This is a genomic window from Sphingorhabdus contaminans (genome assembly GCF_007280415.1).
GTDB classification, from domain to species: Bacteria; Pseudomonadota; Alphaproteobacteria; order Sphingomonadales; family Sphingomonadaceae; genus Sphingorhabdus_B; species Sphingorhabdus_B contaminans.
This window is the reverse complement of record NZ_VKKU01000001.1, coordinates 1,572,567-1,598,157: the sequence shown is the minus strand read 5'-3', so window position 1 is coordinate 1,598,157 and position 25,591 is coordinate 1,572,567. Positions and strand designations below refer to the sequence as shown.

Sequence of the window (25,591 nt, the reverse complement as noted above, 5' to 3'; positions counted from 1 at the left end):
TTTAGAATTTGCCGCGCAATGTGATCCCATATGTGCGAGGCTCGGCAAGGAACTGCGAGAAGAGCTGGCGACCACCGGGATATTGCGGATCCACGAACGGAGCCGAGGTGGTTCCTGCCTGGAATGGCGTGTTAAATGCCACCTGCGCATAATCCTGATTGAAGATGTTCTGACCCCAAAGTTCAATGCCCCACGCTTCATCGGGACCACGCAGGCCGATACGGGCGTTAAACACCGCAAAACCATCTTGCTCCTTTTGCGGGAAGAGATCGGAACCGGTGTTATAGTCGCCTGTCAGACGTCCGTCGAAATAGAACAGGCCGGTCAGGCCGCTGCTTCCGATTTCAGGAGTCCATGTCACGCTGGACGTGGCAACCAACTCTGGCGCGTTCGACAGATTGTCGCCCGGAAGCTTACGCAGTGCAGCGTCCAGAGGGGCACCCGACTTATTGCCGACCAGATTGTTGCGATAGGCCGTGTTCGAGTAGGTCAGGCCAGCCGCAACGCGGAAGTTACGGGCTGGAACCAGCGATGCTTCCAATTCGAAGCCTTCGGCACGAACGCCATAACCGACATCACCAGCCGCACATGCACCCGTTGCCGAGCTCAAGTCGCGATCCGCACCTCCGAGGCTTGTTGAGCAGCCATTGATGGTTTGCACTAGGAATACGGTTCCGTTGAAGGTGTTGAGCTGGAAGTTGCTGAAATCCGAACGGAAAGCCGACAAGCTGACGCTGAGCGGTCCGGTCGAATATTTCGCGCCGATTTCATAGCTGTCGACCAGTTCGGGATCGAACTGCAGATTGCCTACCAGCGCTTGCGCTCCGCCCACAGAGGCGAAGGTCGCAATCGGGGATTTCAGTGCCGAACGGTCAAGGTTGAAGCCGCCTGCTTTATAACCCCGCGCAAAGCTGGTGTAGAGCAGCAGATCGTCGGTCGGTTTCCACGACAAGATGGCGGTACCGGTGAACTCGTCCTCGCTCCGCTTATCCCGGATAGAAACGCCGTTAAGTTCTGCGGTCGAGTTGCCCTGGCAGGATAGTCCGATGATTCCTCCGGCCGTAGCAGCAAGCGGCGTGGTCAGGAGCGAACTAAGCGCCGCCTGGTTGGCCGTGCAGATTGTATTGTCATTACCGAATGTGGCATTGAACTTCTTCTTGTCAGACGTGTACCGCAGACCAAGCGTCAGATCGAGCGTATCGGTGATATGCAAGATATTGTGCGTGAACAGCGCCCAGTTGGTGCCATTCTGGAAATAGCGGTCGTTGGTCGTCCCGACATTGTTCATGGTGTCGAGGCGATCCAGAGCGGCCAGAACAAGCGGACCTGCTGCACCCAGAGCACCCGAAACGGTCGGGCGCAGGGCCGGGTTGATACAGCTTTGCGATGTCGGGCTGTAGGCAAAGGCTAGGCCGCCACCGGAAATGATACGGCAGTTCGCAAAGCGGCCATATTGGTTACCAAAACGCAGATTGTCGCGAACGGTTAGCTTTTCGTTGGCGTAGAAACCGCCAACAAGCCAGTCGAGCTTCCCGCCAAAGGCTTCACCTTGCAGGCGGAGTTCCTGCGTAAAGGTGTGGAACTGGCGATAGGCATCGTCGCTCGGTGCGCGGAACAGGATATCGACTTCGCTATAATCGGTATCAGAAGCCTGACCCGAACGATATTGGCGATAGGCGGTAATCGAGGTCAAGGTCGCTCCGCCGAGATCATAGTCGATCTGGCCGGAGAAGCCATAATCCTTGGTCTCACCTGTAAAGACGCGGTTCGGGCTAACTGAAATCAGTCGGCCATAACCCTGATTTAGGGCGGCCAGAGGCTGACCCAAATCCCGCAACACATTGATGATGTTGTTACCCGTCGTCTGCAGCGGGCTAAGTGGCGTCGACGGATTGTTCAGATTGCCGATGAACGGATTGACCGTGCCATCGACATAGGTTGCGGCACAGCACTCTTCCTGACGGAATGTGTAGTCCGCAATCAGCCGGACAGAAAGTGCATCCGACGGTTCGAACAACAACTGTCCACGCAGGAAATAGCGATCGCGATTGTTGACGTCGCGACCGGTTTGATCGTCGCGGTAAAAACCGTCACGCTTTACGTAAACACCATCAACGCGGAAAGCGAGTTGTTCCGAGATTGGGCCGGTAAAGCCGGCTGCGGCACGCATGAAATCATAATTGCCATAGGTCAGTTCGCCGCTACCGCCGAAGCTGAATTCCGGTTTTTTCGAGTAAATGCTGATCAGACCCGCCGACGAGTTACGACCGCCGAGAGTTCCCTGAGGGCCGCGCTGCACTTCGACACGGTCGATTTCGCCAAGTTCGTTCAGACCGATGCCCGAACGCGAACGGTAAACACCGTCGATAAAAACGGGAACCGAGCTTTCAAGACCGGGGTTGTCGCCGACGGTACCGATACCGCGAATACGCGCCGAACCATTTGCTTCCGAACCGGTTGACGATACCAGCAATGATGGAGCAACCTGGTTCAACTGGCGTATGTCGTTAGCGCCACTATTCTGCAGCGTTTCAGCATTTACAGCCGAAATAGCGACGGGAACGTCGGACAAGAGTTGGGTACGGCCTTGTGCTGTCACGACGATTTCGTCGTCTTGGGCAGCAGCTTCTTCGGCTTGAGGTTCTTCCTGTGCATACACTGCGCCAGGAATAGCAAGTGCAATGCACGCTGCTGATAACCTGAGGGCGTGGCTTATAGGGGTCACACGTCGCAACATCATCTTCTCTCCTGTTTTAAATTGTTTTGATGCCTTCTACCCAATGCGCATACGAATGTCATCGCGCTACAGCGCGGAATTCCGCGAAATTTCGGGAGTGATGCTATTGTGCAACAATCAAATAGTTGACGTTACGGAATAGCGCCCGTCCGGAACTCTCCCGGACGAGCATTCATTCAGGCGGATTATGTATAAAGAGACTTAATTCAGAGTTTTACGAGCATTTTGCCCGTGTTTTCGCCGCTGAAAAGTCCCAGAAATGCCTCGGGAGTTTTCTCCAGACCTTCTTTCACTGTTTCGCGACCGGTAACGGCGCCTGATGTGATCAACTGGGCCATGTCGGCGTTGAACTCCGGCACCTGTGCGTAGAAATCAGGGTACAAAAACCCTTTGATGGTTACGCGTTTGCCGATGATCATCGGCAGATACTGCATAGGTTGTGCCTTGAAGTCGTTGTAGACATCAATCATCCCGCATATCGCGAAACGAGCCCATTCGCGCGAAGTGGCCAGCGCAGCATCAAAATGTTCGCCGCCCACATTGTCGAAATACACATCAATACCCGTTTCACCCAAATCATTGAGAGCAGCCATCAATTGGGGCAGCACTTTACCGGCCTTATAATCGATAACCGCATCCGCGCCGAGCTCCTTGACCCAGGCGCATTTGTCGGCGCCACCTGCAGAGCCGATGACCTTCATGCCTTTCGCCTTTGCGATTTGTGTAACTGTCGAGCCAACGGCACCAGCTGCTGCCGACACAAATACAACTTCTCCAGCCTTTGCCTCAGCGACTTTAAGTAGCCCGAACCAAGCTGTTCCGCCCGGCATTCCAATAACGCTGAGCCAGTGTTGGTCGGGCACGCCCAATTCAGGTAGCCGGACAGGAGGCATTCCTGCGGGCGAAGTGGTGCCGCCTCCCAGTACCACAGAGTCGCGCCAGCCTCCCATATGCAAAACCTTGGCGCCGACCGGAAAATCGGCATTTCGGCTGTCGGTGACAGTACCAACGGCTCCGCCCGTCATGGGCTCACCCAATTGGAATGGATCCGCATAGCTTTTTGCATCGTTCATCCGCCCCCGCATATAGGGGTCGACCGACAGCCAGCTATTCGTCACGCGAAATTCGCCGTCGGCCAGCGGAGCGTCCGGTGTTTCGACCATTGCGAAATTGCTGTCGTTGGGAAGTCCCGCAGGACGGCTAGCCAAAGTCCATGCACGTGCCATTATCGTCTCTCTCCATCTTTTATATTCTGCGCGGCGGTTGCTGCAGAGCTTTGATAAGCGGGTCTTCCGCCAACCCAAGTTTCGGACACAACTGCTTTACGCAGTTCCGCCGGGCTTGCAAGCAAGGGGTCGACATTTATCAATATGAAATCCGCATGATGTCCGGGGGTGAGTGAACCGACCTTTCCCTCGGCAAAAGCAGCAAATGCCGCTCCTGTTGTAAAACCTGCAAGGGCTTGTTCCCGGGAGACGCGTTCTTCAGGACGCCATCCGCCAAAAGGTTGTCCGGCTGCGTCTTCGCGCGTCATTGCCGTTGCGAGTCCGGCGAAGGGATCAGCAGATTCAACGGGAACATCCGATCCGAAAGCCAGGTTGCCGCCTGCTTTCGCGATGGATTGCCAGGCATAGGCCCCTTTAAGCCGCTCCCGGCCCAATCGCGCTTCTGCCATGATACGATCCGATGTCTGGTGTACAGGTTGCATGGAGGATATGATTCCATGCTTGCCAAGCTTCTGAAGATCAATGGGATCGACAATCTGAACATGCTCAATACGCCAGCGGCGGTCGTCCTTGTACGTTTCCGAAAGTTCTTCGATTGCGCCGATTACTTCTGCGTTGGCCGCATCGCCAATAGCGTGGATTGCCGTTTGAAAGCCGTCCATCGAAGCACGCACCATCAAATTGCGGATTTCGGCGCTTGCAAGAAATTGCAGTCCGGTCTGACCCGGAGCATCCGCATATGGCTTTTTGAGCCAAGCACCGCGGCTGCCTAAGGCGCCATCCAGATAAAGTTTTACGCCACCCAGACGCAGCTTGTCGTCATAGAGCCAGGGGGTTGGCCTTGGTCCCGCAATCGCAACCATATTTTCTATGCCGCCCGCATAACCAAATATGCGTATCGAAAGCCAGCCGCCGTCGCCTGCCCGGCGATAACTTTGCCAGTCTTCCAACGACGTGCCCATGTCGGCGATTGCCGTGATACCTTGTGAGAGAAGCTTCTTTTGTGCTTCGCCCAGGGCAATGTCCCGTTCGGCAGGCTTGGGAACGGGTACAAATTTGCCGACCAGTTCTGAGGCTGCATCGACGAAAATGCCAGTGGGTTTGCCACCCGCCATTTCGATCCGCCCGCCAGGTGGTGATTTGGATGCCGCGGTCACACCGGCAATCTCCATCGCGAAGCTGTTCGCCCAGCCGGCATGCCCATCAACACGTTCCAGCCAGACAGGTCGGTCGCCGACGGCGACATCGAGATCGGCCGCAGTGGGGAAACGGCCCAGACCCCATTTTTCCTGATTCCATCCCCTTCCGATAATCCAGCGGCGATCAGGATTTTTGGCGGCATATTCCCGGATAGCCGCCTGCGCTTCCGCAAGGCTGTTGGTACCCGACAGATCCAGAGTAAGTAACTGGAAACCAAGCCCCATGACATGGCCATGCGCATCTATCAGGCCCGGCAACATCGTGGCGCCTTTGCCATCATGGCGAAAATCGAGCTTGGGTGGCAGTTTGTCCTTTTTGGTTAAAAGCTCGGTTACCTTGCCGTCTTTGCCAATCAGAATTGCATTGAACCGGATGACCTTGCCGTCGGCATCAAGCGTGATGCCATTTACATTTTCGACAAGACCGTCTGCGTTTGCAGGCGCAGTTACAAAAAAAGCGGAAAGTGCACATAATGTGCCTAATAAAAATCGGGTGCGCATGGTCTTTATCATCCCTTGGGTAACCGCTTTACGATTGCGCTGGTATCAAGCCTGCCGCCGCCCATCTGCTGTACATCGGCGTAAAATTGATCAATCAATGCTGTAATCGGTAAAGTCGCGCCCAGAGCACGTGCCTCTTCAAAAGCGAGCCCGAGATCCTTGCGCATCCAATCCACTGCAAAACCGAAGTCGAATTTGTCTTCGGCCATCGTGGCCCAACGATTGTCCATTTGCCAACTTTGCGCAGCACCGCCCGAGATGGCTTCATAGACCTTGCCGATATCCAGTTCGGCGGATTGGGCGAAGCGCAAGGCTTCGGATAGCGACTGGATAACGCCCGCAAAGGCGATCTGGTTACACATTTTTGTTGTCTGTCCGGTTCCTGGCCCGCCCACATGGACGATGCGCTTTGAATAGGGCTCCATGATCGGGCGGGCGGCATCCATTGATGCTTCGCTGCCACCACACATGATCGACAATGTTCCATTTTCGGCACCGATTTGCCCGCCGGTCAAAGGCGCGTCGACCACGAGCAGTCCGCGCGATTTGGCCTCGACGCCCAATTGTCGTGCTATACGCGCCGACACTGTTGTATGGTCGATATACAGGCTTCCTTTCGCCATAGCGGCAAAGGCCCCATCGCGTCCCAGCGTAACACCGGCCAAATCATCGTCAGTGCCTACGCAGGAAATGACAACCTCGGATGCGCGCGCCGCTTCCGCAGGCGATGTAGCCAATGTACCGCCATGGGCCGCAACCCACGCCTCCGCCTTAGCACGCGAGCGGTTATAAACCGTCAGCTCATGCCCTGCCTGTTTCAGATGTCGTGCAATCGGGCCGCCCATGACGCCCAAACCGATGAAAGCTATTCTAGTCATGGGTGTGCTGTAATCTGTGTTTGCAGCAAGCGCCAGATAGGATAGTGCGCGGGCACCATGTCACACTTACTAACACTCGATCATATCCGCGCCGCCCATGAACGCATTCGTGACTCCATTGTGGCCACCCCAACTCTACACAGCCAGACGCTTTCCAAACTGACGGGTGCGAACATCTATCTGAAGTTCGAAAATCTCCAGTTCACCGCTGCGTACAAAGAACGGGGTGCGCTGAACGCCTTGTTGCTGTTGACCGATGAGCAGCGATCCAAGGGCGTGATTGCGGCATCTGCTGGCAACCATGCCCAAGGTCTTAGCTATCATGGCACCCGCCTCGGGATCCCGGTAACTATTGTAATGCCTATTCCGACACCGACCGTAAAAGTTATGCAAACCGAAAGCGTCGGTGGCAAAGTGGTTCTGCATGGCGAGACTTTTGACGATGCCTATAAGCATGCCCGGCTTTTGGAGGCTGAAAAGGGTTTGACCTTTGTCCATCCATTCGACGATCCCAATGTTGCCGCAGGGCAGGGAACGGTAGCGCTCGAAATGCTGGAAAGCATAGATGCACTCGATATGCTTGTCGTCCCAATCGGAGGTGGCGGGTTGTTGTCCGGTATGGGCACGGCAGCGCGGGCGTTAAAGCCGGATATCGGCCTGATCGGTGTGCAGGCAGAGTTATATCCGTCAATGTATGCGTTGCTGAAGAACCAGCAATTGCCTTGTGAAGGCGACACGCTTGCCGAAGGCATTGCGGTTAAGGTTCCCGGTAGTTTTACGAGCGAAGTCATTCGCGATCTCGTCGACGATATTGTTCTCGTGAGCGAGGCGCAGTTAGAGACTGCGGTCAGCCTGCTTCTGCAAATTGAAAAGACCGTTGTGGAAGGTGCCGGTGCAGCCGGACTTGCCGCGGTAATGGCCAATCCCGAAATTTTTGCCGGCAAAAATGTCGGCGTGGTTTTGTGCGGCGGGAACATCGACACGCGGTTGTTGGCAAATGTTCTTTTGCGTGACCTTGCCCGTTCGGGACGGCTGGCACGCTTGCGCCTCACTCTTCAGGATCGCCCTGGTGCCTTGTATAAAGTTATGCGCCTTTTTAATGAGCATAACGTCAATATAATCGAGATTTACCACCAGCGAATCTTTACGACTCTCCCCGCCAAAGGCTTGATTACCGACATTGAGTGCGAGGCAAGAGATGCCGAGCAATTACAAGGGCTTGTGGATGGTTTGAACGGTGCAGGGTATCTTGTGGAGCGCGTGGAACTGAACAAGTAGAGGTCTGTTTACAACTTTCATGGTAAATGCTCTTTTCACATTACTGACATCGGTGCATACAGGGTAAATAATTCACCAACATTTAGGTCTTGAGGATCTTTATTCGATGAGCGCACCCGTTCGGTTTCCTCGTTTTTTTGTCACTAACCCCGGCCCGTGCCCGTACCTGCCAGGTAAGACAGAACGCAAGGTATTCACCGAACTGAACGGTCCACATGCCGACGAATTGAATGATGCACTTGGCCGGATCGGCTTTCGGCGGAGCCAGAATGTTGCCTACCGCCCAAGCTGTATCGACTGCAAAGCCTGCGTGTCGGTGCGCGTACTCACCAATGATTTTCAGCCTAATACTACGCAACGCCGGATAATCCGCCGCAATTCCGATCTAGTGGTAAGTGCGTGCCGGCCCTGGTCGACGTCCGAGCAATATGATCTGCTGCGCCGCTATCTCGGCAAGCGGCATCCTGTCGGCGGAATGACCAATATGGACGATATGGACTATGCCGATATGGTCGAACAGTCACCCGTCCGCAGCAATGTTATCGAATATCGTACGCCCGGTCGGTTCGGCCGTTTGGGCGAACTGGTCGGTGCCTGCCTGACCGATCAACAGGCGGATGGTCTTTCGATGATTTACAGCTTCTACGATCCGGATGCCGAGGGTCGGCTCGGTCTCGGCAATTATATCATTCTTGACCATATCATGCGCGCAAAGGCGGCGGGGCTGCCTTATGTGTATTTGGGCTATTGGGTCGAAGGCGCGGCACGCATGCAGTACAAAATCCGCTACACGCCTCTGGAGCGCCTCGGACCCGAAGGATGGGAACGTTTCGAGCCCACTGCCGCAGAGCAGACGGCTTAACTTAATCGAAAATCTGTTGGTCAAGCCGCCGCCGCGTAGCGGCGGCGGCCCAAATTACTTTACCGGCATACGCAACGTGGTTTCGGTTTCCATTTGCGGACAATCTTTTTGCGCGGCTTCGCCCGCACGGTCTCATAATAGACTTCTTCAGTGACCGTGGTCGTGGTCGTCACCGTTGGCTGCATGGTGACGGTTACAATAGGCGCCTGCGGATAGTAGTAATAGCCACCACCCCAGCCATAATGGTGCTGCCCATAATATCCAGAATGGTGCGGATAACGTGGTCGGTGTTGCTTGCACTTGTCATTGGCCTTTTCGACGGCCGCGCCGAGCAGGCCGCCAATTCCCGCGCCCACCAATGTGCCGCCCGTACGATTACCCCGTCCGGCAATACGGTTGCCGAGCGCTCCGCCCAGCAATGCACCAATGGCAGCGCCTTTGACACCATTGCTTTTCAGGCAACGCTCATAATTTTCATAGCCTGGAGGAACGGCATAGCCACCTTCCTCATAATATTCTTCCTCATATCCTTCGCCATCATCGCCATAATCCGGTTCGGCGTGCGGCATCCGTGCATGGGGCGGCGGGGCGGGGAAAGCTGAGCTCGCACCGTTCTGTCGCGTTACGCGACCGCTCCAGTCGCCTTCAAAAACGCGGCCTTGCGGATCGACATATTTGCCTTCCCATTCGCCATCATATTTGTAGCTTGAACCATCTGGTGCGGCGAATACGGCATCGTCACTCCAGTTGTACACCTGCACATTGGGCCGCATTTCAGGGCCGAATTCCGGCTCGCGAAAATCACTCGTGCGATCAGGCCCTGCCCGATTCACTATCACGGTGGATTTCTTCTGAACCGATACCGCCGCCGGTGCCGGTGATTCGCCGGCAAAGGAAGGTGCGGTCGAAAATAACCCGATGGCCGCAGCGCCTGCAAATAGAACGGTTCTCATAGTTAATGACTCCCCAAGCATCGTGTGCGCCGGGAAATGCCGGTGCCAATGGTTAAAGCGTCATTAACATTTTTTACGCCGGTTGGCGAATCCAACGCATGTAAAATGCTTGTTGTAACAAGGCATTGTTCCAAAATGAGGCAGTCGGATTAAATCCGGTTTGCCAGAATTTCAGCCAATGCCTCAATGCCTGCCGCATCGTCGGCATCGAAGCGGCCAAGTGATGGGCTGTCCAGATCAATGACGGCTATGACTTCGCCGTTGCGCTTGACCGGCACGACAAGTTCTGACGCACTATTGGCGTCACACGCTATATGGCCTGGAAAGGCATGAACGTCCTTGACCAGTTGTGTTTCACCGCTGGCTGCCGCCGCGCCGCAAACGCCTTCACCGATAGCGATCCGGATACATGCGGCCTTTCCCTGGAACGGGCCCAGAACCAACTCTGTGCCAACCATTCGGTAAAATCCGGTCCAGTTGACGTCCGGAAGATATTCCCAAAGCAATGCAGCAACATTGGCCATATTCGCAACGGCATCGGGTTCGCCATCGGTCAACGCATCTGCTGAACGTACCAGTTCACGATAGAGTTCATATTTCGGGGCGGCAGAGTTGATTGCAAATTCGAACATGGCGTCCCTCTAAAAGAAGCAAGGAAAGTTTCCTACCAATATCCGCTCCGCCAAACCGGATTTTCTTTGGTCAACAGTTCAATCGAAACTCACTTTGCCGCGATTTTTCTTGATGGTGGACCGCCCCTTTTTTGCATCGACACGTCGTGCCTTTGCAGCTTTACTCGGCTTTGTCGCCACACGGCGCGGCTTTCGAATATGGGCGCGGTCGATCAGTTCGACAATCCGGTCACGCGCCTCCTGCCGGTTTGCCTCGCGCGTGCGGTGGTTACGCGCCGTGACAATCAATTCGCCTGCCAACGTCATTTTACTGCCAGCCAGAATTTTTAACTGCCGGAACGCATAAGGTTCAAGGCCGAGGGCAAAGACATCGACCCGCAACTGGCAAGCCGTCGCGACTTTGTTCACATTCTGCCCACCCGGTCCGGTTGAGGCGAGAAATGTTTCTTCGATAAGATCTTCGGGCAAGTTGTAGGCCATGTATGATGCCTTTACGAGGCGCTGGCCTGTCAATCTAGTCGAAACGCCACATGTCCATCGCCAGGACCGCATGGTCGACGCTGTGATGCATCTTGTGGGCTTTACCCTCGACGCCGCCCGCACCAAGAGCCACAAAGAGCGGTAGGATGTGATCCATCGTGGGGTGATTGTCGGAGCCGTACGGTCCTTCGTTGATTGCGCGCAGGACTGCGGCATGGTCACCTGATATCAATTTCGTTTCCAGCCAATCGAGAAATTCAATCACCCAGGGCTCGGTTGGTGCATTATGGCTGAAGTTGCCTCTGAAGAAGGCGCTGAGGTTGTGGGTCATCGAACCGGAACCGACGATCAGGATATTCTCGTCACGCAAAGCGCCAAGTTGGACGCCGAGGTCATAGTGGGATTGCGGGCTGCCCCGTTCGTTAATCGATATCTGTACAACAGGTATGTCCGCTGCGGGCCAAGCCAATAACAGCGGCGTCCACGTGCCATGATCGAATCCATCCTCGCTGTCCAACCGACTTGGTATGCCTGCCGACTGCAACATGTTTTGGATACGGTTCGCAAGATCAGGTGCACCAGGCGTTGGATAAACCATCTCGTAGAGTGCAGGCGGAAAGCCGCCGAAGTCATAGACTGTAGAAGGATGCAGACCGGAAGTGATTGATGTGACAGGCGCATCATAATGAGCTGATATCACAACGATCGCTTCCGGTTTAGAAGACAACTCCTCCGCCAATCCTTCAAGAAAAGTCCTGGCAGGACTTTTGTCCAGAACGATCATGGGCGAACCATGCGACAAAAATAGGGAGGGTTGCCTTATCATGAGTTATGCAATCAGCTTTGCTGCCGTTTCCGCGACGCGCTTGCCCAGATAGCGTGCCCCTTCAAGTTCTGTTTCGCTGGGCTGACGGCTACCATCCCCATTTGCTATCGTTGTAGCACCGTAAGGCGCGCCGCCGGTCACTTCATCGTTGCGCATCTGGCCGGCAAAGCCGTAGTCGAGGCCAACGATCGTCATTCCAAAGTGCAGCAAGTTTGTGATGATTGAGAACAATGTGGTTTCCTGACCACCATGCTGGGTGGCAGACGAGGTAAAGGCAGCGCCCACCTTTCCATTAAGCTCTCCGCGCATCCAGACACCGCCTGCCTGATCCCAAAAACTCGCCATTTGACTAGACATCCGGCCAAAGCGGGTGCCTGTGCCGACAATGATGGCGTCGTAGTTTTTGAGTTCGTCGACAGAGGCAATTTCGGCTTTTTGGTCGAGCTTGAAATGCGCCGCCTGCGCTACTTCGGAAGGGGCCGTTTCCGCAACTCGCTTTACAGTGACTTCAGCACCGGCGCCGCGCGCACCATTTGCAATCGCTTCCGCCATCGTTTCAATATGGCCGTAGCTGGAATAATAGAGAACAAGAACTTTTGTCATGGGAGATGTCCTTTTTATAAAAATTGCCCCCTTCCCTGATCGGTTGGGGCTTGTTGATGTTATTGGGAGTCGACGAGCACTATTTCTGCATCTTCAAGGGCCGTCACGGTGATCTGGCCTTCTTTGATTGCGACGCCATCACGGGCATTTGCGCGATGTCCGTCTATTTCAATCGCACCTGTAGCAGGAACAAGATAAGCGTAGCGGCCTGCACCTACCTCATAGGACAAGCTTTTACCGGCTTTGATTGTTGCACCGACGACGCGAGCATTTGTGCGGATGGGTAACGCGTCCGTGTCGCCTTCGATGCCGCTGGCAAGGACTTGCCAAGTGCCCGACCGGCTTTCCTTTGGGAAAGGTTTTGCTCCCCAGCTTGGCGAGCCACCTGTGCGGTTTGGCATGATCCATATCTGGAACAACGTCGTAGCTTCATTTTCCAGATTATATTCGGCGTGGCGAATCCCGCTTCCGGCACTCATAACCTGAACGTCGCCAGCTTCAGTGCGACCTTCATTTCCCAAGCTGTCCTTGTGGGTGATCGCCCCTGTACGAACATATGTGACGATTTCCATGTCGGCATGCGGATGCGGAGGAAAGCCGGACTGAGGCTGGATGATGTCATCATTCCAGACGCGGATAGCTCCCCAATTCATGCGGGCGGGATCATAATATTCGGCGAAAGAAAAATGATGGTGTGCATCGAGCCAACCGTGATTTGCCGCGCCTAAGCTTGCGAACGGACGAACTTCGATTTTCGTTTTGGTATCAGTCATATTGTCACTCCTTCAACGAGGATGGATGTCATGAACTGTAGATAGGCTTTAGAATTGGTATTGAAATAGAAACGTTGGAAACATATTGTTTCCATTTATGAGACTGCCTGATTTTGAAGCGTGGAGCATTTTCGGCTGTGTGGTCGAGCATAAGAGCTTTACCGGAGCCGCAAACTCCTTGGGTATTTCCAAAGCTACGGTGTCGAAAGCGATCACGCGCCTAGAAACACAGGTGGGTGCCCCTTTGTTTCACCGGACCTCCCGCCGACTTGCGCTAACAGACAGCGGGGCCAAATTGGTCGAGCATGCAAAGGCAATTCTTGCCGAGGGGCAGGCTGCAGAAGAGGCAGCGCGCGACGAAGCGTCTGAACCTGTAGGGTTGGTGCGATTGGCTGTGCCGATGAGCTTCGGCTTGTCAAACGTCGGGCCGGTAGTAGCAGATTTCCTATGTGCCTATCGAGGGGTCAGCATAGACATGCATTTGAGCGATGCGAAAGTTGATCTCATCGGCGAGGGGTTCGACATTGGGTTGCGCATCGCTGCGCTGCCCGACAGTAGTTTGAGGGCGCGAAAACTGCGTGACGTCAAAACTTACATCGTCGCTGCGCCAACCTATATCGACGTAATGGGTGCGCCGAGACATCCGGCGGAGCTCGGCGAACACGAATGTCTGCGCTATTCATTGTTGCCGACACCCGAACTGTGGCGGTTCACAAATTTGAAGGGGGAGGAGGCTGTCGTCCGGCCGCAAGGTCGGTTACGTGCCAACAACAGCGACGTCATGCTGCACAGTCTCCGGTCCGGCCACGGCATCGCGGTCGTCCCCGATTTCATCATCGAAAATGATCTGGCAACTGGTGCTGTTGTGGAAGTACTGCAAGAATGGAAAGCACCTCAGGTCGCTTTGCATCTTGTGACGCCACCCGGAAAAATTCGCCCTCAACGGGTAACCGCTTTAATCGAATTTTTAACAGAGCGGCTAAAGTAGGTCGCTCAATTCGTGAATTTGACTATTTCCTTGGCGGTCCAAGTCTTAATTTCCAAAAAAATTTACACGTCCAGTTCGAGTCTTAAATCCGCGGAATTGAGTCATTTTTTCGAAGGTTTTGCTGTCGCGACTCGCCGGATTCCCTGCGTTAATACGAAATTAACCTTTTCAGTTCATTTCCCTTATGGTTAATAAAGCCCGACACACAGCCGGATCGGTCCGTGTTTCGGGGTTGCAATAAGCAAAGAGGGGTTTGCCCAATGCGTGTGCTTTTGATTGAAGATGAACCTACTACGGCTAAGGCCATCGAGATGATGCTCGCAACCGAAGGGTTCAATGTCTACACCACTGATCTGGGCGAAGAAGGCCTCGATCTGGGTAAGCTCTACGATTATGATATCATATTGCTCGATTTGAACCTGCCTGACATGCATGGCTATGACGTGCTTAAGAAGCTGCGCGTCGCCAAGGTGCAGACGCCTGTTCTAATTCTGTCCGGCATTTCGGAAATGGATTCCAAGGTTCGCTCGTTCGGCTTCGGCGCCGACGATTATGTGACCAAGCCATTCCATCGCGAAGAATTGGTGGCGCGTATCCACGCAGTGGTGCGTCGTTCCAAGGGCCATTCGCAATCGGTTATCCGTACCGGTAAATTGTCGGTCAATCTCGACGCCAAAACTGTGGAAGTTGACGGCAGCCGCGTACATCTGACCGGTAAGGAATATGCCATGCTGGAGCTCCTCTCGCTCCGTAAGGGCACGACGCTGACCAAGGAAATGTTCCTGAACCATCTCTATGGTGGCATGGACGAGCCTGAACTCAAGATTATCGACGTGTTTATCTGCAAACTGCGCAAAAAGTTGGCGCTGGCATGCGGCGGTGAAAATTACATCGAAACAGTCTGGGGCCGTGGCTATGTGCTGCGCGATCTCGACGATATGGAACAACCAATGGTTGCCTGATTTTCCGCTTTCACCCGAGAGTAGCTAAAGGGCGCGGTCTGCACAGGCTGCGCCCTTTTTTTGGATTTTATCTGCGGGGAGGGAGCCCGCCGAAAGTGATCGTGCTTTCTGCACCATTTTTCCCTACGGCGCTCACTCCGACAAAGTGGTCATCGACGATCAGGCCCTTTAGGACTGTTTCGGTTCCCTCGACCTCTTGCGCCAATGTCCAGTCCTGCGCATCCGCTCGCCGCTGATAAACACGATAACGCACCGCGCCTGGGGCTGCTGTCCAGGATATGCTGGTATCCGACGATACTGCCCCGCCTAAAGTCGCGGATCCGGGAGCTGGCGGCGCACTGGCAAGCGCAGTTGCCGTTGCGACATTCAGGGCAGTTACTTTAGCAAGATAGGTAAAGTCCATCTTGTCGACGGTATCACCATATTCGATGCCATTTTCTGTCCGTAGATCCTGATGCTGGTGGTGGTAATTTTCAACGCCAACAGTGAACCGTATGGCCGGTAAACCAAGTTCCAGCGCCGGCAGATGATCCCCACCGCGACTAAACCGGTCGGGGCGTCGCACACCAAATACATCAAGACCAATGGCGGGATTTGCCTCTGCTACTTTGTTTGCGTAACGCATCAGTCCCCGGCTCGGTCCGTCATCCTCTCCACCGCTACCGCGTCTCGCCATCTGTGCAGCAAGGTCCTCCGATGCGCGGATACCTTCGCTGAAGACGCGGACCACCGAGTCAACCTTACGCCCGTCAGTGCCGACGATGTTGCCGACGATGTCGTTATTGAGCATAGCGGTGACTTTCCATCCGCGCTCTTTTGCAGTTTCGGCCAACAATCGTCCGCCCAGCAGGCCTTGTTCTTCGCCCGACAGTAGAGCGAATATGATCGTTGCCTCGCTCTGCGGCTGTTTGGCCATTAGTCGTGCGGCCTCAATCACCAATGCGCTGCCGGAGCCGTCGTCATTTGCGCCGGGCGCGTCCTTGGTGAAATCCATTACGTCCGAAACCCGGCTGTCTATGTGACCGGCGATGATAATCACATGATCCCAGCCCATTTTTCCGGGCTTGATCGCGAGAACATCGACAATGTTGACGCCGTTTGGAACGCGGGGACCGGACATCGTTCGTTCGAGCAGTTCGGTGGTCATACATCCTTTGCAGGATTGCGCGATTTTTTCGAATTCCGCTTTTGCCCATCGCCGTGCAGCGCCTATTCCGCGTTTTGGGTCGGTGGCAGACGAAAGGGTGTGGCGGGTTCCGAAGCTGACGAGTTTTTCAACATCGGCTTTCAACCGTGCCGGATTGGCATTTTCCTCGGCGATTGCGGGAGGAGTGGCGGAAAGGGCAAGTAGACTCGCCAGGAGGAAGCGTGTTTTCATAGGTCTGGGCTACCGCATCAGGTTTGCAAATACCAGCGTTCGCCGCCTTCCAATCCGATCGCTGTTAACTCGGCTGAAGCATAAGCGCCGGTGTCGATGCCGATCCGGGACCCCCTTTCTTCGACCTTTTCGTAGATGGTGTGGCCATAGATTATGACCTTTTCGAGGTCGCCCCGATGGTCGACGAATTCCTCGCGAATCCAGCGCAAATCGCTGGGTTTCTGGTCGGCGAGGGGGACGCCCGGGCGGATGCCGGCGTGGACGAAGGCGTAGTCGCCGAGGACAATCTGATCCTCAAAACTGTCGATAAATTCCAGATGGCTTTCCGGCACCAGAGTCTGCAGCCGTTCGGACAGTTCGTGCATGTCGAGCGCCATATATTCGGCGCGGGTGATGGGATAGGACAACACCGTTGCCTCCCCCCCGATCCGGATGAAGAACCGCGTGATTTTGGGATCATTTTTCCGGCAGGCGCGCAGGAACACCTCCTCATGATTGCCCATTAAAAAGCGCACCTTGCGACCCGCTGCGCGTAGCGCCATTGCGGTTTCAATCACACCGGCGCTGTCCGGCCCGCGGTCCATCAAATCACCGAGAAAAATGATCAGCGTATCCGCCGGACCGCGCTGCATATCGTCCGCCTCGATTTTCGTGAGCAGATCGTGCAGCAAATCATTGCGGCCATGCACATCCCCGATGGCATAGACCCGCATTCCGTCCGGAACCCGTGCGGTATCAATCGGCCGCGCAGCGGCGGCTTTTTTAAAGAGGCGACCTAACATGATGCGGGCGATATAGGCGCAAGGCCGCCACTTTGAAAGGGTTTACCCTTCGACCGTGAACGTCAGGCCTGCATGTTGCTGCAGGCGGTCGACGAGCGCCGCGCCAAGTGCCGCCCCCGGGGTCGTCACACCGCCCGGTCCATCAATCTCGCTAAGGCCAATGGCGGTTTCCGAAATCATCTTGGACGTTGAGCCATAGCCCGGGTCCTTGTCGCCCTTCACGCTCAACCGCGCGGTGCGCCCATCGGGATATTCGGCGACGAACAGCACATCATAATAGCCATTGTCGCGTTCTTCCTTGGTCGGACCTTCACCCGGCTTGGGATCATCGGGCGTGCCGATCATCGGGGTTTTGGCAACATATTCTGCCGCCTGCTGTCCTGCATCGCCGGGACCGGTCAGCATCATTTCATCATAGACAAAATCGGTGCCATACAGATGCCCCGTCAATGCGTTGGTGCGGTGCACATTCTTGGTGTTGATGGGCGCCATCACAAAGCTTGTTGCCCAGCTGCCAAGACTTTCATCATATTCCGGCTTGTTTCCGGCTGGCTGCGCCGGTCCTTCAAAACCGCCTGCAAGGCTGAAAGGGTTGGTAAGGTAGCCGATCACCGCGGGATCCTTTGCCGCCGCCGCCATCGTGGCCTTTAAACTGGCGGCTGTACCCCCTGAAAACTTGCCGGCCATGGCGCGCACACGTCCTTTGACGCGGGGGGCAGGTGCACCGAATTTTTCGATGCAATGCTTCTGCAGCATCAGCACGCCCAGATCAAAGGGGATGGAATCAAACCCTGCCGAAAAACAGATGCGCGCACCCGAGGCTTTGGCGGCTGCGTCATGTTCGTCAATCTTCTGCCGCATCCATGCCGGCTCACCGCACAGGTCGGTATAGTCGGTTCCGTTGGCAACACAGGCGGCAACCAGTTCGTTGCCGTAAAGCTGATAGGGGCCGACGGTCGTCAGGATGACATTGGCGCGCTTCGCCATGGCATCCAGCGAGGCAGGATCAGACGCATCGGCCACAACCAGAGGCGTGTCGGCAGGCGCACCGATAAGATCGCGCACCTCGGCCAGCTTATCCGCGCTGCGCCCTGCCATGGCCCATTTCAGGCCGGTTTTGCCAATCAGATATTCGGCGACAAGACGGCCGGTATATCCGGTGGCGCCATAGACGATGATGTCAAATTCGCGGTTCTTTGGCATGGGCATTCCTCTCTTTTATACAGGCAGCCAGGCTGCGCCGGACTTTTATAATTTGGGCAAGGTGACGCCGCGTTGGCCCATATATTTGCCAGCGCGGTCGGCATAGCTTGTCTCGCATGGCTGTTCGCCCTTCAGGAAAAGGAACTGGCATGCACCTTCATTGGCGTAGATTTTGGCGGGCAACGGTGTCGTGTTGGAAAATTCCAGCGTTACATGACCTTCCCAGCCGGGTTCCAGCGGCGTGACGTTCACGATGATGCCGCACCGGGCATAGGTGCTCTTGCCCAGACAGATGACCAGTACATCGCGCGGGACGCGGAAATATTCGACTGTGCGGGCAAGGGCAAAGCTGTTGGGAGGAATGATGCACACATCGGTCTTGCGGTCGACGAAGCTTTTCGGATCAAATTCCTTTGGGTCGACAATCGAGCTATCAACATTGGTGAAAATCTTGAATTCATCGGCAACACGCGCATCATAACCATAGGATGACAATCCGTAACTGATGCATCCGTCGCGGCGCTGCGCCTCGACAAACGGCTCAATCATGCCATTGGCCTTGGCCTGTTCGCGTATCCAGATGTCGGAAAGAATGGACATATATTCCCTCTATTTCAGATTGGCCGGTCCGAACCCATGCGGCAACAATTCGGACAGAAGATAGGTATCGTAACCGTTTGCGTGCGCGCAATGGACAGGAATATCGCGCTCGGTCAGGTCTGCAACCTCTTTGATGATCTGACGGCATCGTCCGCACGGTGTAATGGCCTCATCATTGGCGGCAACCTGTCCGGCCGGACCGCCCGCAACGGCGATGGCGACGATTTTCCGCAAGGTGCCGTCGCTGTTCGCTTTCGCAATAGCGACCGTTTCGGCGCACAGGGTCATGCCATAGCTGGCATTTTCAAAATTGGCGCCGCTGACAATCTGCCCGTCGTCGAGTAACAGGGCTGCGCCGACGTGGAAGTTGGAATAGGGCGCATAGGCATTGGCCGACGCCGCGATCGCCGCATTTACGAGATCCTGGCTCATTTACGCACCACGGCCCAGCGGACGGGTCCATCGATGCCATCGACACGGCGTGCCGAATTTGCTGTCCACATGACCCAAGGACGTGCCGAATAATCGGGTAGCATCCAGTTTCTTTCCAGCCATACCGTGCGGTCAATTGCGCTGCTCACCTGATACTCCTTTTCGAATTCGGGTGTCAGTAACAGGATCGCGGGCGAACCGCTATGTGCCTCGATCAAATTCAGAAATGTTGCGAGTTCCGAAAGGATCAGCGCGCGGTTGGGACGGCTGGTGCAGTTTTCGGTAAAGTCGAGTTGGACGGCAGGTGGCAAGGCGGCGGGATCACGCGGAACCGATGTGATGAACAGCATCGCCTGGTCCGATGCGAGGCGACAAATATCGAAATGGTGGAGCGCGCCATAGCGGATGCCCGCCTGTTTCACCCCTTCCAGATTGGCTTCAAACTGGTTGTCGCGGGTTTGCGCACCTTCGACCGCCGTCAGATAGGCAAAATCGACACCTGTTGCGCCGAGGCGTGACCAAACAGGTTTGCCATTGGCGGCGGTGACGACGATTCCCTGCACCGGATATTCGTCGCGTGAAGGCGTCCATCCGGTGACGAGATGCCAAAGGCCGAGGGCTGCCAAAAGCACCACCGCCACGATCGACCCCCATCGAATAGAGCGGCTCCTAGCACCAGACATGCGTTTGAATTTCCCTTTCCCGAATCACGTCTTGCAATGCCGCCGACCATGCGCGGAGTCGAGGGGTGATTGGAAAGACGTAGCGCAAGGAGGATGCTTTTACGGTCGTTTACGCATTTCTATCTTCGTTAGAGTCTCGCTCAATCTGGCTAAGAGTTCCTGTCACCCTGAACTTGTTTCAGGGTCCATCTGTCCGTGCATTCCTTCAATCTTGTGGCAAACCAACCAACGCCGCACGGTTGCTTTAAACAGCACCCGACGGGGAGTGCTTCATGATGGACCCTGAAACAAGTTCAGGGTGACGGTGTTGGTGCAGTGAAGGCGGCGATAACAAAACGGCCGATTTCACCCCTTGATATGCAGCACGCAAATCAGGGTGAACAGCCGGCGGGCTGTTGCAAAGTCGACTTCGACTTTGCCTTCCAATCGTTCCATCAAAATTTCGGCGGCTTCATTGTGGATGCCCCGTCGCGCCATATCGATGGTCTCGATTTCGGCGGCACTCGCTTTGCGGATGGCCTGGTAATAGCTGTCGCAAATAGCGAAATAGTCTTTCACCACACGCCGGAACCGACCGAGACCGAGGATCAGTATTTCGAACGGGCTTCCGTCTTCGCGGCGGATATCCCAGATCAATCGTCCTTCCTCGACACTCAGATGCAATTGATAGGGACCGGCATAGCCGTCGCCAAAATCGCGCAGCGGTTTGAAGACATTATCCTCGATCAGGTCGAAGATCGCGACGCGACGTTCCTGCTCGATATCGGCATTGCGCCGGAGAATGGTGGCTTCGTCCAACTCGACCTTGATGATGCGCGCGTCGCTCATGTTGCTGTGTTAGCTTGAGATAATTTTGGGGCAAGTGAATCCTCTTTGGTGAGGATGATTGCGCGATAACATATTTGTCCACAGCCCTGTCCCCGATTCTATTTTTTGGAGGGCTTGCGCCGTCGTTCATGCTAAAGGATAGGGCGTCATGGCCGAACCGATTAGACTTGCTGCTGTTAACGAAGCTGAACCCCAACGCTTGCCCCGTAATATCGAAGCGGAGGCTGCATTTCTGGGCGCGATTCTGATCGACAACCGCATCATCGAAGACGTGTCGATCAAGTTGCAACCCGGCCATTTCTTCGAACCGTTGCACGGCCGGATTTATGACCAGATTTTGCGCCTGATTGACCGAAATATGCTGGTCACGCCTGTAACGCTGAAGCCCTTTTTCGAAGCTGACGAGGCGATGAAGGAACTGGGTGGACCCGGCTATCTGGTCAAATTGACGGCGGATGGCGCCGGTCTGATCGGTGCGCGTGATTTTGCGCAGCAGATTTACGATCTCGCGCTGTTGCGCGAACTGGTGACCGTTGGCCGCACATTGGTCGACAACGCGCTGGATACGAGTGAAAGCGTCGATCCCAAAGGCCAGATCGAAGCGGCGGAAAGCGCACTCTACAAGGTTGCCGAGGGCGAAGGCGAAACAGGCTCGATGAAGAGCTTTCTGGCCGCGTCGACCGAAGCCATTAAAAATGTGGAAAAGGCTTTACAGTCCGGCGGGCATCTTTCGGGCGTGACCACCGGCCTCGACAGCATCAACGCCAAATGCGGCGGCCTGCACAATAGTGACCTTGTGATCCTCGCCGGACGCCCTGGCATGGGCAAGACCTCGCTTGCGACCAACATTGCCTTCAACGCCGCGCGCCGCTGGATCCGCGAACGCGAAGACGGCATCGAAGAGGCCAAGGGGGCAGGGGCCAAGGTCGCCTTTTTCAGCCTCGAAATGTCTGCCGACCAGCTTGCAACACGTATATTGGCGGAACAATCGGGCATCAGTTCCGAATTGCTGCGTATGGGTAAAATCTCACGCGAGGATTTCCGCGAATTGTCCCGCGCGAGCCGGGAATTGCAGGAACTGCCCCTCTTTATCGACGATACACCCGCGCTGACCATTGCGGCGTTGCGGACGCGTGCGCGCCGGTTGCAGCGCCGGCATGGCATTGGCCTTATCATCGTCGACTATCTCCAGCTTTTGCAGGGGTCGAGCCGCGCCAACGACAACCGCGTCAACGAAATTTCGGAAATCAGCCGTGGTTTAAAGACGCTCGCAAAGGAACTCGGCGTGCCGGTTATCGCGCTGTCGCAGCTTAGCCGTGCGGTGGAGCAGCGCGACGACAAGCGCCCGCAACTGTCCGACTTGCGTGAATCGGGTTCGATCGAACAGGACGCCGATATGGTGTGGTTCGTATTCCGCGAGGATTATTACGAAAAGGCCAAGCAACCTGACCCCGCCAACGAAGCCGCGCATGAGGCGTGGCGCGAAAAGATGGAGCGGATTTTTGGAATTGCCGAACTGATTGTCGCCAAACAGCGGCATGGTTCGACCGGACGTGTGCGTATGAAATTTGAGGCGAATATCACGCGATTTAGCGATCTTGCCGACGACCAATATGCCGATGCGGGCTATGATTAATAAGAATTACCCCTCTTCCAACGGGAGAGGGAGTTAAGCGAACCGCGCCGACAGAATATAGTTGAGCGCCTTGTTATTGCTAAGATGCAGGCCGCTCAGCGGAGAAAAGGCGATCCCGCGCATTTCCACAACCTCCAGTCCGGCGTCGTGCAGCAGCGTGGTCAGTTCTTCGGGCGTGAGGAATTGATCCCAGTCATGTGTTCCGCGCGGGACCTGGCCCAGCCGTTCGGCAGCCTCGACCAGAAACAGGCGCGATGCCGCCGTGCGATTGGGGGTCGACATCAGAAGCAAGCCGTCCGGTTTCAGATGGCGTGCGAGTTCAGCGAGAAAGGCGGCGGGGTCGGTGACATGTTCGATCACTTCCATCGACGTAACGACGTCAAATGTGCCGAGACCCTGTTCCGCAATTTCACCGGCGCGATAGTCGATGTTAAGGCCGGATAGTGCGGCATGGGCCTTGGCCGCCGCGACATTTTCCGGTGCCGCGTCGACACCGGTGACGGCCGCACCCATGCGGGCCAGCGGTTCACATAACAGCCCCGCGCCGCAGCCGACATCCAGCGCGCTCTTGCCCGCCAGTGGCGTCCGTGTCTTTCCATCGCCGCCAAAATGGGTATCCAGGGCGTCGCGGATAAAGCCCAGCCGAACTGGGTTCAGCTTGTGCAGCATCGCCGAACTGCCCTTCGGGTCCCACCAGTCGGCGGCCAGTGCGCCAAAATGTGCGGCTTCGGCGGCGTTTATTGTCGTTGCGGTGCTTGCCTTTGTCATATCCTGTCCCTATCAGGGCGCCCGATTGTAATATAGCGACTTTGTAAGGTTTTCATGGCGCGCATTGTAATGAAATTTGGCGGCACGTCTATGGCCGGAACCGAACGTATCCGCCGTGTTGCGCAATTGGTCAAGCGGCAGGCAGAGCGCGGGGACGAGGTCGCTGTGGTTGTGTCGGCCATGGCTGGCGACACCGATCGTCTGGTCAATTTCTGCCGTGAAGCGAACGCGTTATACGATCCGGCGGAATATGATGTTGTGGTTGCGGCAGGGGAGCAGATTACCTCCGGCCTGCTGGCGATCACATTGCAGGCGCTGGGCTGTAACGCGCGCAGCTGGCTCGGCTGGCAGATGCCGATCCACACCGACGATGCGCATGCCAAGGCGCGGATCGGTTCGATCGACACCGACGAATTGCTTGCGTCCATGGCCTCGGGCTCCATTGCGGTCATTCCGGGCTTTCAGGGGCTGACCGACGACAACCGCGTCACTACGCTGGGTCGCGGCGGGTCGGATACATCGGCGGTTGCCGTTGCCGCGGCGATCAAGGCGGACCGTTGCGATATTTATACCGATGTCGACGGCGTCTACACTACCGACCCCCGTATCGTCGCCCGCGCGCGCAAGCTGAAGGCGGTGACCTATGAAGAAATGCTCGAACTGGCCTCGGTCGGGTCGAAGGTTTTGCAAACCCGTTCGGTTGGTCTTGCGATGAAAGAAGGGGTGCGCGTGCAGGTGCTGTCTTCTTTCATCGACGAAAACGCCCCCGACGCAGACAGCATCCCCGGCACGATGATCGTGACCGACGAAGAATTGGAGAATGCCCAAGTGGAACGCCAGCTGATCACCGGCATCGCCGCCGACAAGAATGAGGCGAAAATCACCCTGACCCGCGTCCCCGACCGTCCGGGTGCCGTGGCGCATATCTTCGCGCCGCTGGCCGATGCGAATATCAACGTCGACATGATCATCCAGAATGTCGGCCGCGACAAGGGCGAGACCGACGTGACCTTCACCTGCCCGCAGGCTGACCTTGCCCGCTGCACCGACATATTGGAAAACCAGCGCGACGCAATCGGCTACAACCGCCTGATCCCGGACACCAAGGTCGCGAAGATCTCAGTCGTCGGCGTCGGCATGAAAAGCCACGCCGGTGTCGCCTCCACCATGTTCAGCAGCCTCGCCGATCGCAAGATCAACATCCAGGCGATCTCGACATCGGAAATCAAGGTCTCGGTCCTGATTGACGAGGACGAAACCGAGCTCGCCGTGCGTGTCTTGCACACGGCCTATGGGCTGGATGCGGAATAATTACTTCACCCATGCCTCCGCCATTTGTGCGGGAGGATGACGGAGATACCATGACCAAACTTGCCCACCTCATGCAGCGCGGTACAGAGTTTCTGGGATGCGAGGTGGCGATCATGTGTGGCGCCATGTCGTGGGTGAGCGAACGCAATCTGGTGTCCGCCATATCCAACGCCGGCGGCTTCGGCGTGATTGCCTGCGGGGCGATGACGCCCGAATTGCTCGATGCCGAAATCGCCGCGACAAAGGCTCTGACGTCCAGAACCTTTGGCGTGAACCTTATCACCATGCACCCGCAGATCATGGACCTGATTGCGGTATGCGCCAAACATGCGGTGAGCCACGTCGTCCTTGCCGGCGGTCTTCCGCCCAAAGGCAGTATCGAGGCGATCAAGGAATCGGGCGCAAAGGTGATGTGTTTTGCCCCCGCGCTTACGCTCGCCAAGAAATTCGCGCGGTCGGGTGTCGACGCGCTGATTATCGAGGGCAGCGAGGCAGGCGGCCATATCGGGCCGGTCGCAACGTCCGTGCTGGCGCAGGAAATCCTGCCCGAACTGGGTGATCAACTGCCCATCTTTGTCGCCGGCGGCATTGCGCGGGGCGGCTTGATTGCAAGCTATCTCGAAATGGGCGCGGCAGGCGTGCAGCTCGGCACTCGCTTTGTCTGTGCCCATGAAAGCATCGCCCATCCCAATTTCAAGGCCGCCTTCCTGCGCGCCAATGCCCGTGACGCGGTGGCGAGCGTGCAGATCGACCCGCGCCTGCCTGTGATTCCGGTTCGCGCCCTGAAGAACAAGGGCACCGAAGAATTCACGCGCAAACAGATCGAAGTGGCGGCAAAACTCGACGCCGGTGAGATCGATATGGAGGCGGCGCAGCTTGAGATCGAACAATATTGGGCAGGCGCCCTCCGCCGTGCGGTGATCGACGGGGACGTCGAATATGGTTCTGTAATGGCAGGGCAGTCCGTCGGCATGGTCCATGTCGAACGGCCCGTGGTCGACATTATCGCCAAGCTGGTCGCCGAGGCTGACGCGGCACTGGCCCGCTAAGTCCCCGTCTGCTTTTGGGCAGG

Annotated in this window: 25 protein-coding genes; 7 read left to right on the top strand and 18 right to left on the bottom strand. The window is 56.0% G+C overall.

The window, feature by feature from the left end:
• Window position 1: 1 nt before the first annotated feature.
• From FOM92_RS07705 to FOM92_RS07690, 4 genes are all read right to left on the bottom strand, one after another.
• Window positions 2-2,740, bottom strand: a complete 2,739-nt coding sequence (locus FOM92_RS07705) for a TonB-dependent receptor (protein WP_143776159.1) — start codon at window positions 2,738-2,740, stop codon at window positions 2-4.
• A gap of 203 nt (window positions 2,741-2,943) precedes the next feature.
• Window positions 2,944-3,963, bottom strand: coding sequence for an NADP-dependent oxidoreductase (locus FOM92_RS07700; protein ID WP_143776158.1), 1,020 nt, complete (start codon window positions 3,961-3,963; stop codon window positions 2,944-2,946).
• Window positions 3,963-5,663, bottom strand: coding sequence for an amidohydrolase (locus FOM92_RS07695; RefSeq protein ID WP_143776157.1), 1,701 nt, complete (start codon window positions 5,661-5,663; stop codon window positions 3,963-3,965). Before FOM92_RS07695 ends, FOM92_RS07700 begins: the two co-directional genes overlap by 1 nt.
• An 8-nt stretch (window positions 5,664-5,671) precedes the next feature.
• The gene (locus FOM92_RS07690; RefSeq protein ID WP_143776156.1) at window positions 5,672-6,541 is read right to left on the bottom strand and encodes an NAD(P)-dependent oxidoreductase; all 870 of its coding nucleotides are present in this window, start codon (window positions 6,539-6,541) and stop codon (window positions 5,672-5,674) included.
• 57 nt (window positions 6,542-6,598) lie between these two features.
• On the opposite strand from FOM92_RS07690, the gene FOM92_RS07685 reads away from it, so the two are divergent.
• Window positions 6,599-7,819, top strand: coding sequence for a threonine ammonia-lyase (locus FOM92_RS07685; protein ID WP_143776155.1), 1,221 nt, complete (start codon window positions 6,599-6,601; stop codon window positions 7,817-7,819).
• A 106-nt stretch (window positions 7,820-7,925) separates the two neighbouring features.
• The gene (locus FOM92_RS07680) at window positions 7,926-8,681 is read left to right on the top strand and encodes an arginyltransferase (RefSeq protein WP_143776154.1); all 756 of its coding nucleotides are present in this window, start codon (window positions 7,926-7,928) and stop codon (window positions 8,679-8,681) included.
• A 59-nt stretch (window positions 8,682-8,740) separates the two neighbouring features.
• Here the strand turns inward: FOM92_RS07680 and FOM92_RS07675 are convergent, their stop codons facing one another.
• The 6 genes from FOM92_RS07675 to FOM92_RS07650 all read right to left on the bottom strand — a co-directional run bounded on the left by FOM92_RS07675 (window position 8,741) and on the right by FOM92_RS07650 (window position 12,948).
• Complete coding sequence (locus FOM92_RS07675; protein WP_170226814.1) at window positions 8,741-9,634, bottom strand: glycine zipper 2TM domain-containing protein; 894 nt, start codon at window positions 9,632-9,634, stop codon at window positions 8,741-8,743.
• A gap of 149 nt (window positions 9,635-9,783) precedes the next feature.
• Window positions 9,784-10,266: a GAF domain-containing protein gene (locus FOM92_RS07670; protein ID WP_143776152.1), complete on the bottom strand. Its 483-nt coding sequence runs from the start codon at window positions 10,264-10,266 to the stop codon at window positions 9,784-9,786.
• Window positions 10,267-10,344: 78 nt separating this feature from the next.
• Window positions 10,345-10,746 (bottom strand): alternative ribosome rescue aminoacyl-tRNA hydrolase ArfB, encoded by a 402-nt coding sequence (gene arfB / locus FOM92_RS07665; RefSeq protein ID WP_143776151.1) that lies wholly within the window; start codon window positions 10,744-10,746, stop codon window positions 10,345-10,347.
• 34 nt (window positions 10,747-10,780) lie between these two features.
• Window positions 10,781-11,572 carry a DODA-type extradiol aromatic ring-opening family dioxygenase gene (locus FOM92_RS07660; RefSeq protein ID WP_143776150.1) on the bottom strand — a complete coding sequence of 264 codons (792 nt, stop codon included), beginning with the start codon at window positions 11,570-11,572 and terminating at the stop codon, window positions 10,781-10,783.
• A gap of 3 nt (window positions 11,573-11,575) precedes the next feature.
• Window positions 11,576-12,175 carry an NAD(P)H:quinone oxidoreductase gene (gene wrbA / locus FOM92_RS07655; RefSeq protein ID WP_143776149.1) on the bottom strand — a complete coding sequence of 200 codons (600 nt, stop codon included), beginning with the start codon at window positions 12,173-12,175 and terminating at the stop codon, window positions 11,576-11,578.
• 59 nt (window positions 12,176-12,234) lie between these two features.
• Window positions 12,235-12,948: a pirin family protein gene (locus FOM92_RS07650; RefSeq protein WP_143776148.1), complete on the bottom strand. Its 714-nt coding sequence runs from the start codon at window positions 12,946-12,948 to the stop codon at window positions 12,235-12,237.
• Between the two features lie 97 nt (window positions 12,949-13,045).
• Between FOM92_RS07650 and FOM92_RS07645 the strand changes: the two genes are divergently transcribed.
• Window positions 13,046-13,936, top strand: coding sequence for a LysR family transcriptional regulator (locus FOM92_RS07645; protein ID WP_143776147.1), 891 nt, complete (start codon window positions 13,046-13,048; stop codon window positions 13,934-13,936).
• A gap of 260 nt (window positions 13,937-14,196) precedes the next feature.
• Window positions 14,197-14,898 (top strand): response regulator transcription factor CtrA, encoded by a 702-nt coding sequence (gene ctrA / locus FOM92_RS07640; protein ID WP_143776146.1) that lies wholly within the window; start codon window positions 14,197-14,199, stop codon window positions 14,896-14,898.
• Between the two features lie 67 nt (window positions 14,899-14,965).
• On the opposite strand, the gene FOM92_RS07635 is transcribed toward ctrA, so the two are convergent.
• The 7 genes from FOM92_RS07635 to FOM92_RS07605 all read right to left on the bottom strand — a co-directional run bounded on the left by FOM92_RS07635 (window position 14,966) and on the right by FOM92_RS07605 (window position 20,804).
• The gene (locus tag FOM92_RS07635; RefSeq protein ID WP_143776145.1) at window positions 14,966-16,276 is read right to left on the bottom strand and encodes a M28 family peptidase; all 1,311 of its coding nucleotides are present in this window, start codon (window positions 16,274-16,276) and stop codon (window positions 14,966-14,968) included.
• A gap of 17 nt (window positions 16,277-16,293) precedes the next feature.
• Window positions 16,294-17,058 carry a metallophosphoesterase family protein gene (locus tag FOM92_RS07630; RefSeq protein ID WP_143776144.1) on the bottom strand — a complete coding sequence of 255 codons (765 nt, stop codon included), beginning with the start codon at window positions 17,056-17,058 and terminating at the stop codon, window positions 16,294-16,296.
• 42 nt (window positions 17,059-17,100) lie between these two features.
• Window positions 17,101-18,261 carry a saccharopine dehydrogenase family protein gene (locus FOM92_RS07625; protein WP_143776143.1) on the bottom strand — a complete coding sequence of 387 codons (1,161 nt, stop codon included), beginning with the start codon at window positions 18,259-18,261 and terminating at the stop codon, window positions 17,101-17,103.
• A gap of 45 nt (window positions 18,262-18,306) precedes the next feature.
• Window positions 18,307-18,861, bottom strand: a complete 555-nt coding sequence (dcd, locus tag FOM92_RS07620) for a dCTP deaminase (protein WP_143776142.1) — start codon at window positions 18,859-18,861, stop codon at window positions 18,307-18,309.
• 9 nt (window positions 18,862-18,870) lie between these two features.
• Window positions 18,871-19,293, bottom strand: coding sequence for a cytidine deaminase (locus tag FOM92_RS07615; protein WP_143776141.1), 423 nt, complete (start codon window positions 19,291-19,293; stop codon window positions 18,871-18,873).
• The gene (locus FOM92_RS07610; protein WP_143776140.1) at window positions 19,290-19,976 is read right to left on the bottom strand and encodes a GH25 family lysozyme; all 687 of its coding nucleotides are present in this window, start codon (window positions 19,974-19,976) and stop codon (window positions 19,290-19,292) included. The genes FOM92_RS07615 and FOM92_RS07610 overlap by 4 nt, the downstream gene beginning before the upstream one ends.
• Window positions 19,977-20,321: 345 nt before the next feature.
• Window positions 20,322-20,804, bottom strand: coding sequence for a UPF0262 family protein (locus FOM92_RS07605; protein ID WP_143776139.1), 483 nt, complete (start codon window positions 20,802-20,804; stop codon window positions 20,322-20,324).
• Between the two features lie 148 nt (window positions 20,805-20,952).
• On the opposite strand from FOM92_RS07605, the gene FOM92_RS07600 reads away from it, so the two are divergent.
• The gene (locus FOM92_RS07600) at window positions 20,953-22,440 is read left to right on the top strand and encodes a replicative DNA helicase (protein WP_143776138.1); all 1,488 of its coding nucleotides are present in this window, start codon (window positions 20,953-20,955) and stop codon (window positions 22,438-22,440) included.
• Window positions 22,441-22,473: 33 nt separating this feature from the next.
• Here the strand turns inward: FOM92_RS07600 and ubiG are convergent, their stop codons facing one another.
• Entirely contained in the window at window positions 22,474-23,208 is a 735-nt protein-coding gene (gene ubiG / locus FOM92_RS07595; protein WP_143776137.1) for a bifunctional 2-polyprenyl-6-hydroxyphenol methylase/3-demethylubiquinol 3-O-methyltransferase UbiG, read from the bottom strand.
• Window positions 23,209-23,262: 54 nt separating this feature from the next.
• Between ubiG and FOM92_RS07590 the strand changes: the two genes are divergently transcribed.
• Together FOM92_RS07590 and FOM92_RS07585 are read left to right on the top strand one after the other, a co-directional pair.
• The gene (locus FOM92_RS07590) at window positions 23,263-24,519 is read left to right on the top strand and encodes an aspartate kinase (protein WP_143776136.1); all 1,257 of its coding nucleotides are present in this window, start codon (window positions 23,263-23,265) and stop codon (window positions 24,517-24,519) included.
• Between the two features lie 50 nt (window positions 24,520-24,569).
• The gene (locus tag FOM92_RS07585) at window positions 24,570-25,568 is read left to right on the top strand and encodes an NAD(P)H-dependent flavin oxidoreductase (protein ID WP_143776135.1); all 999 of its coding nucleotides are present in this window, start codon (window positions 24,570-24,572) and stop codon (window positions 25,566-25,568) included.
• Window positions 25,569-25,591 lie beyond the last annotated feature (23 nt).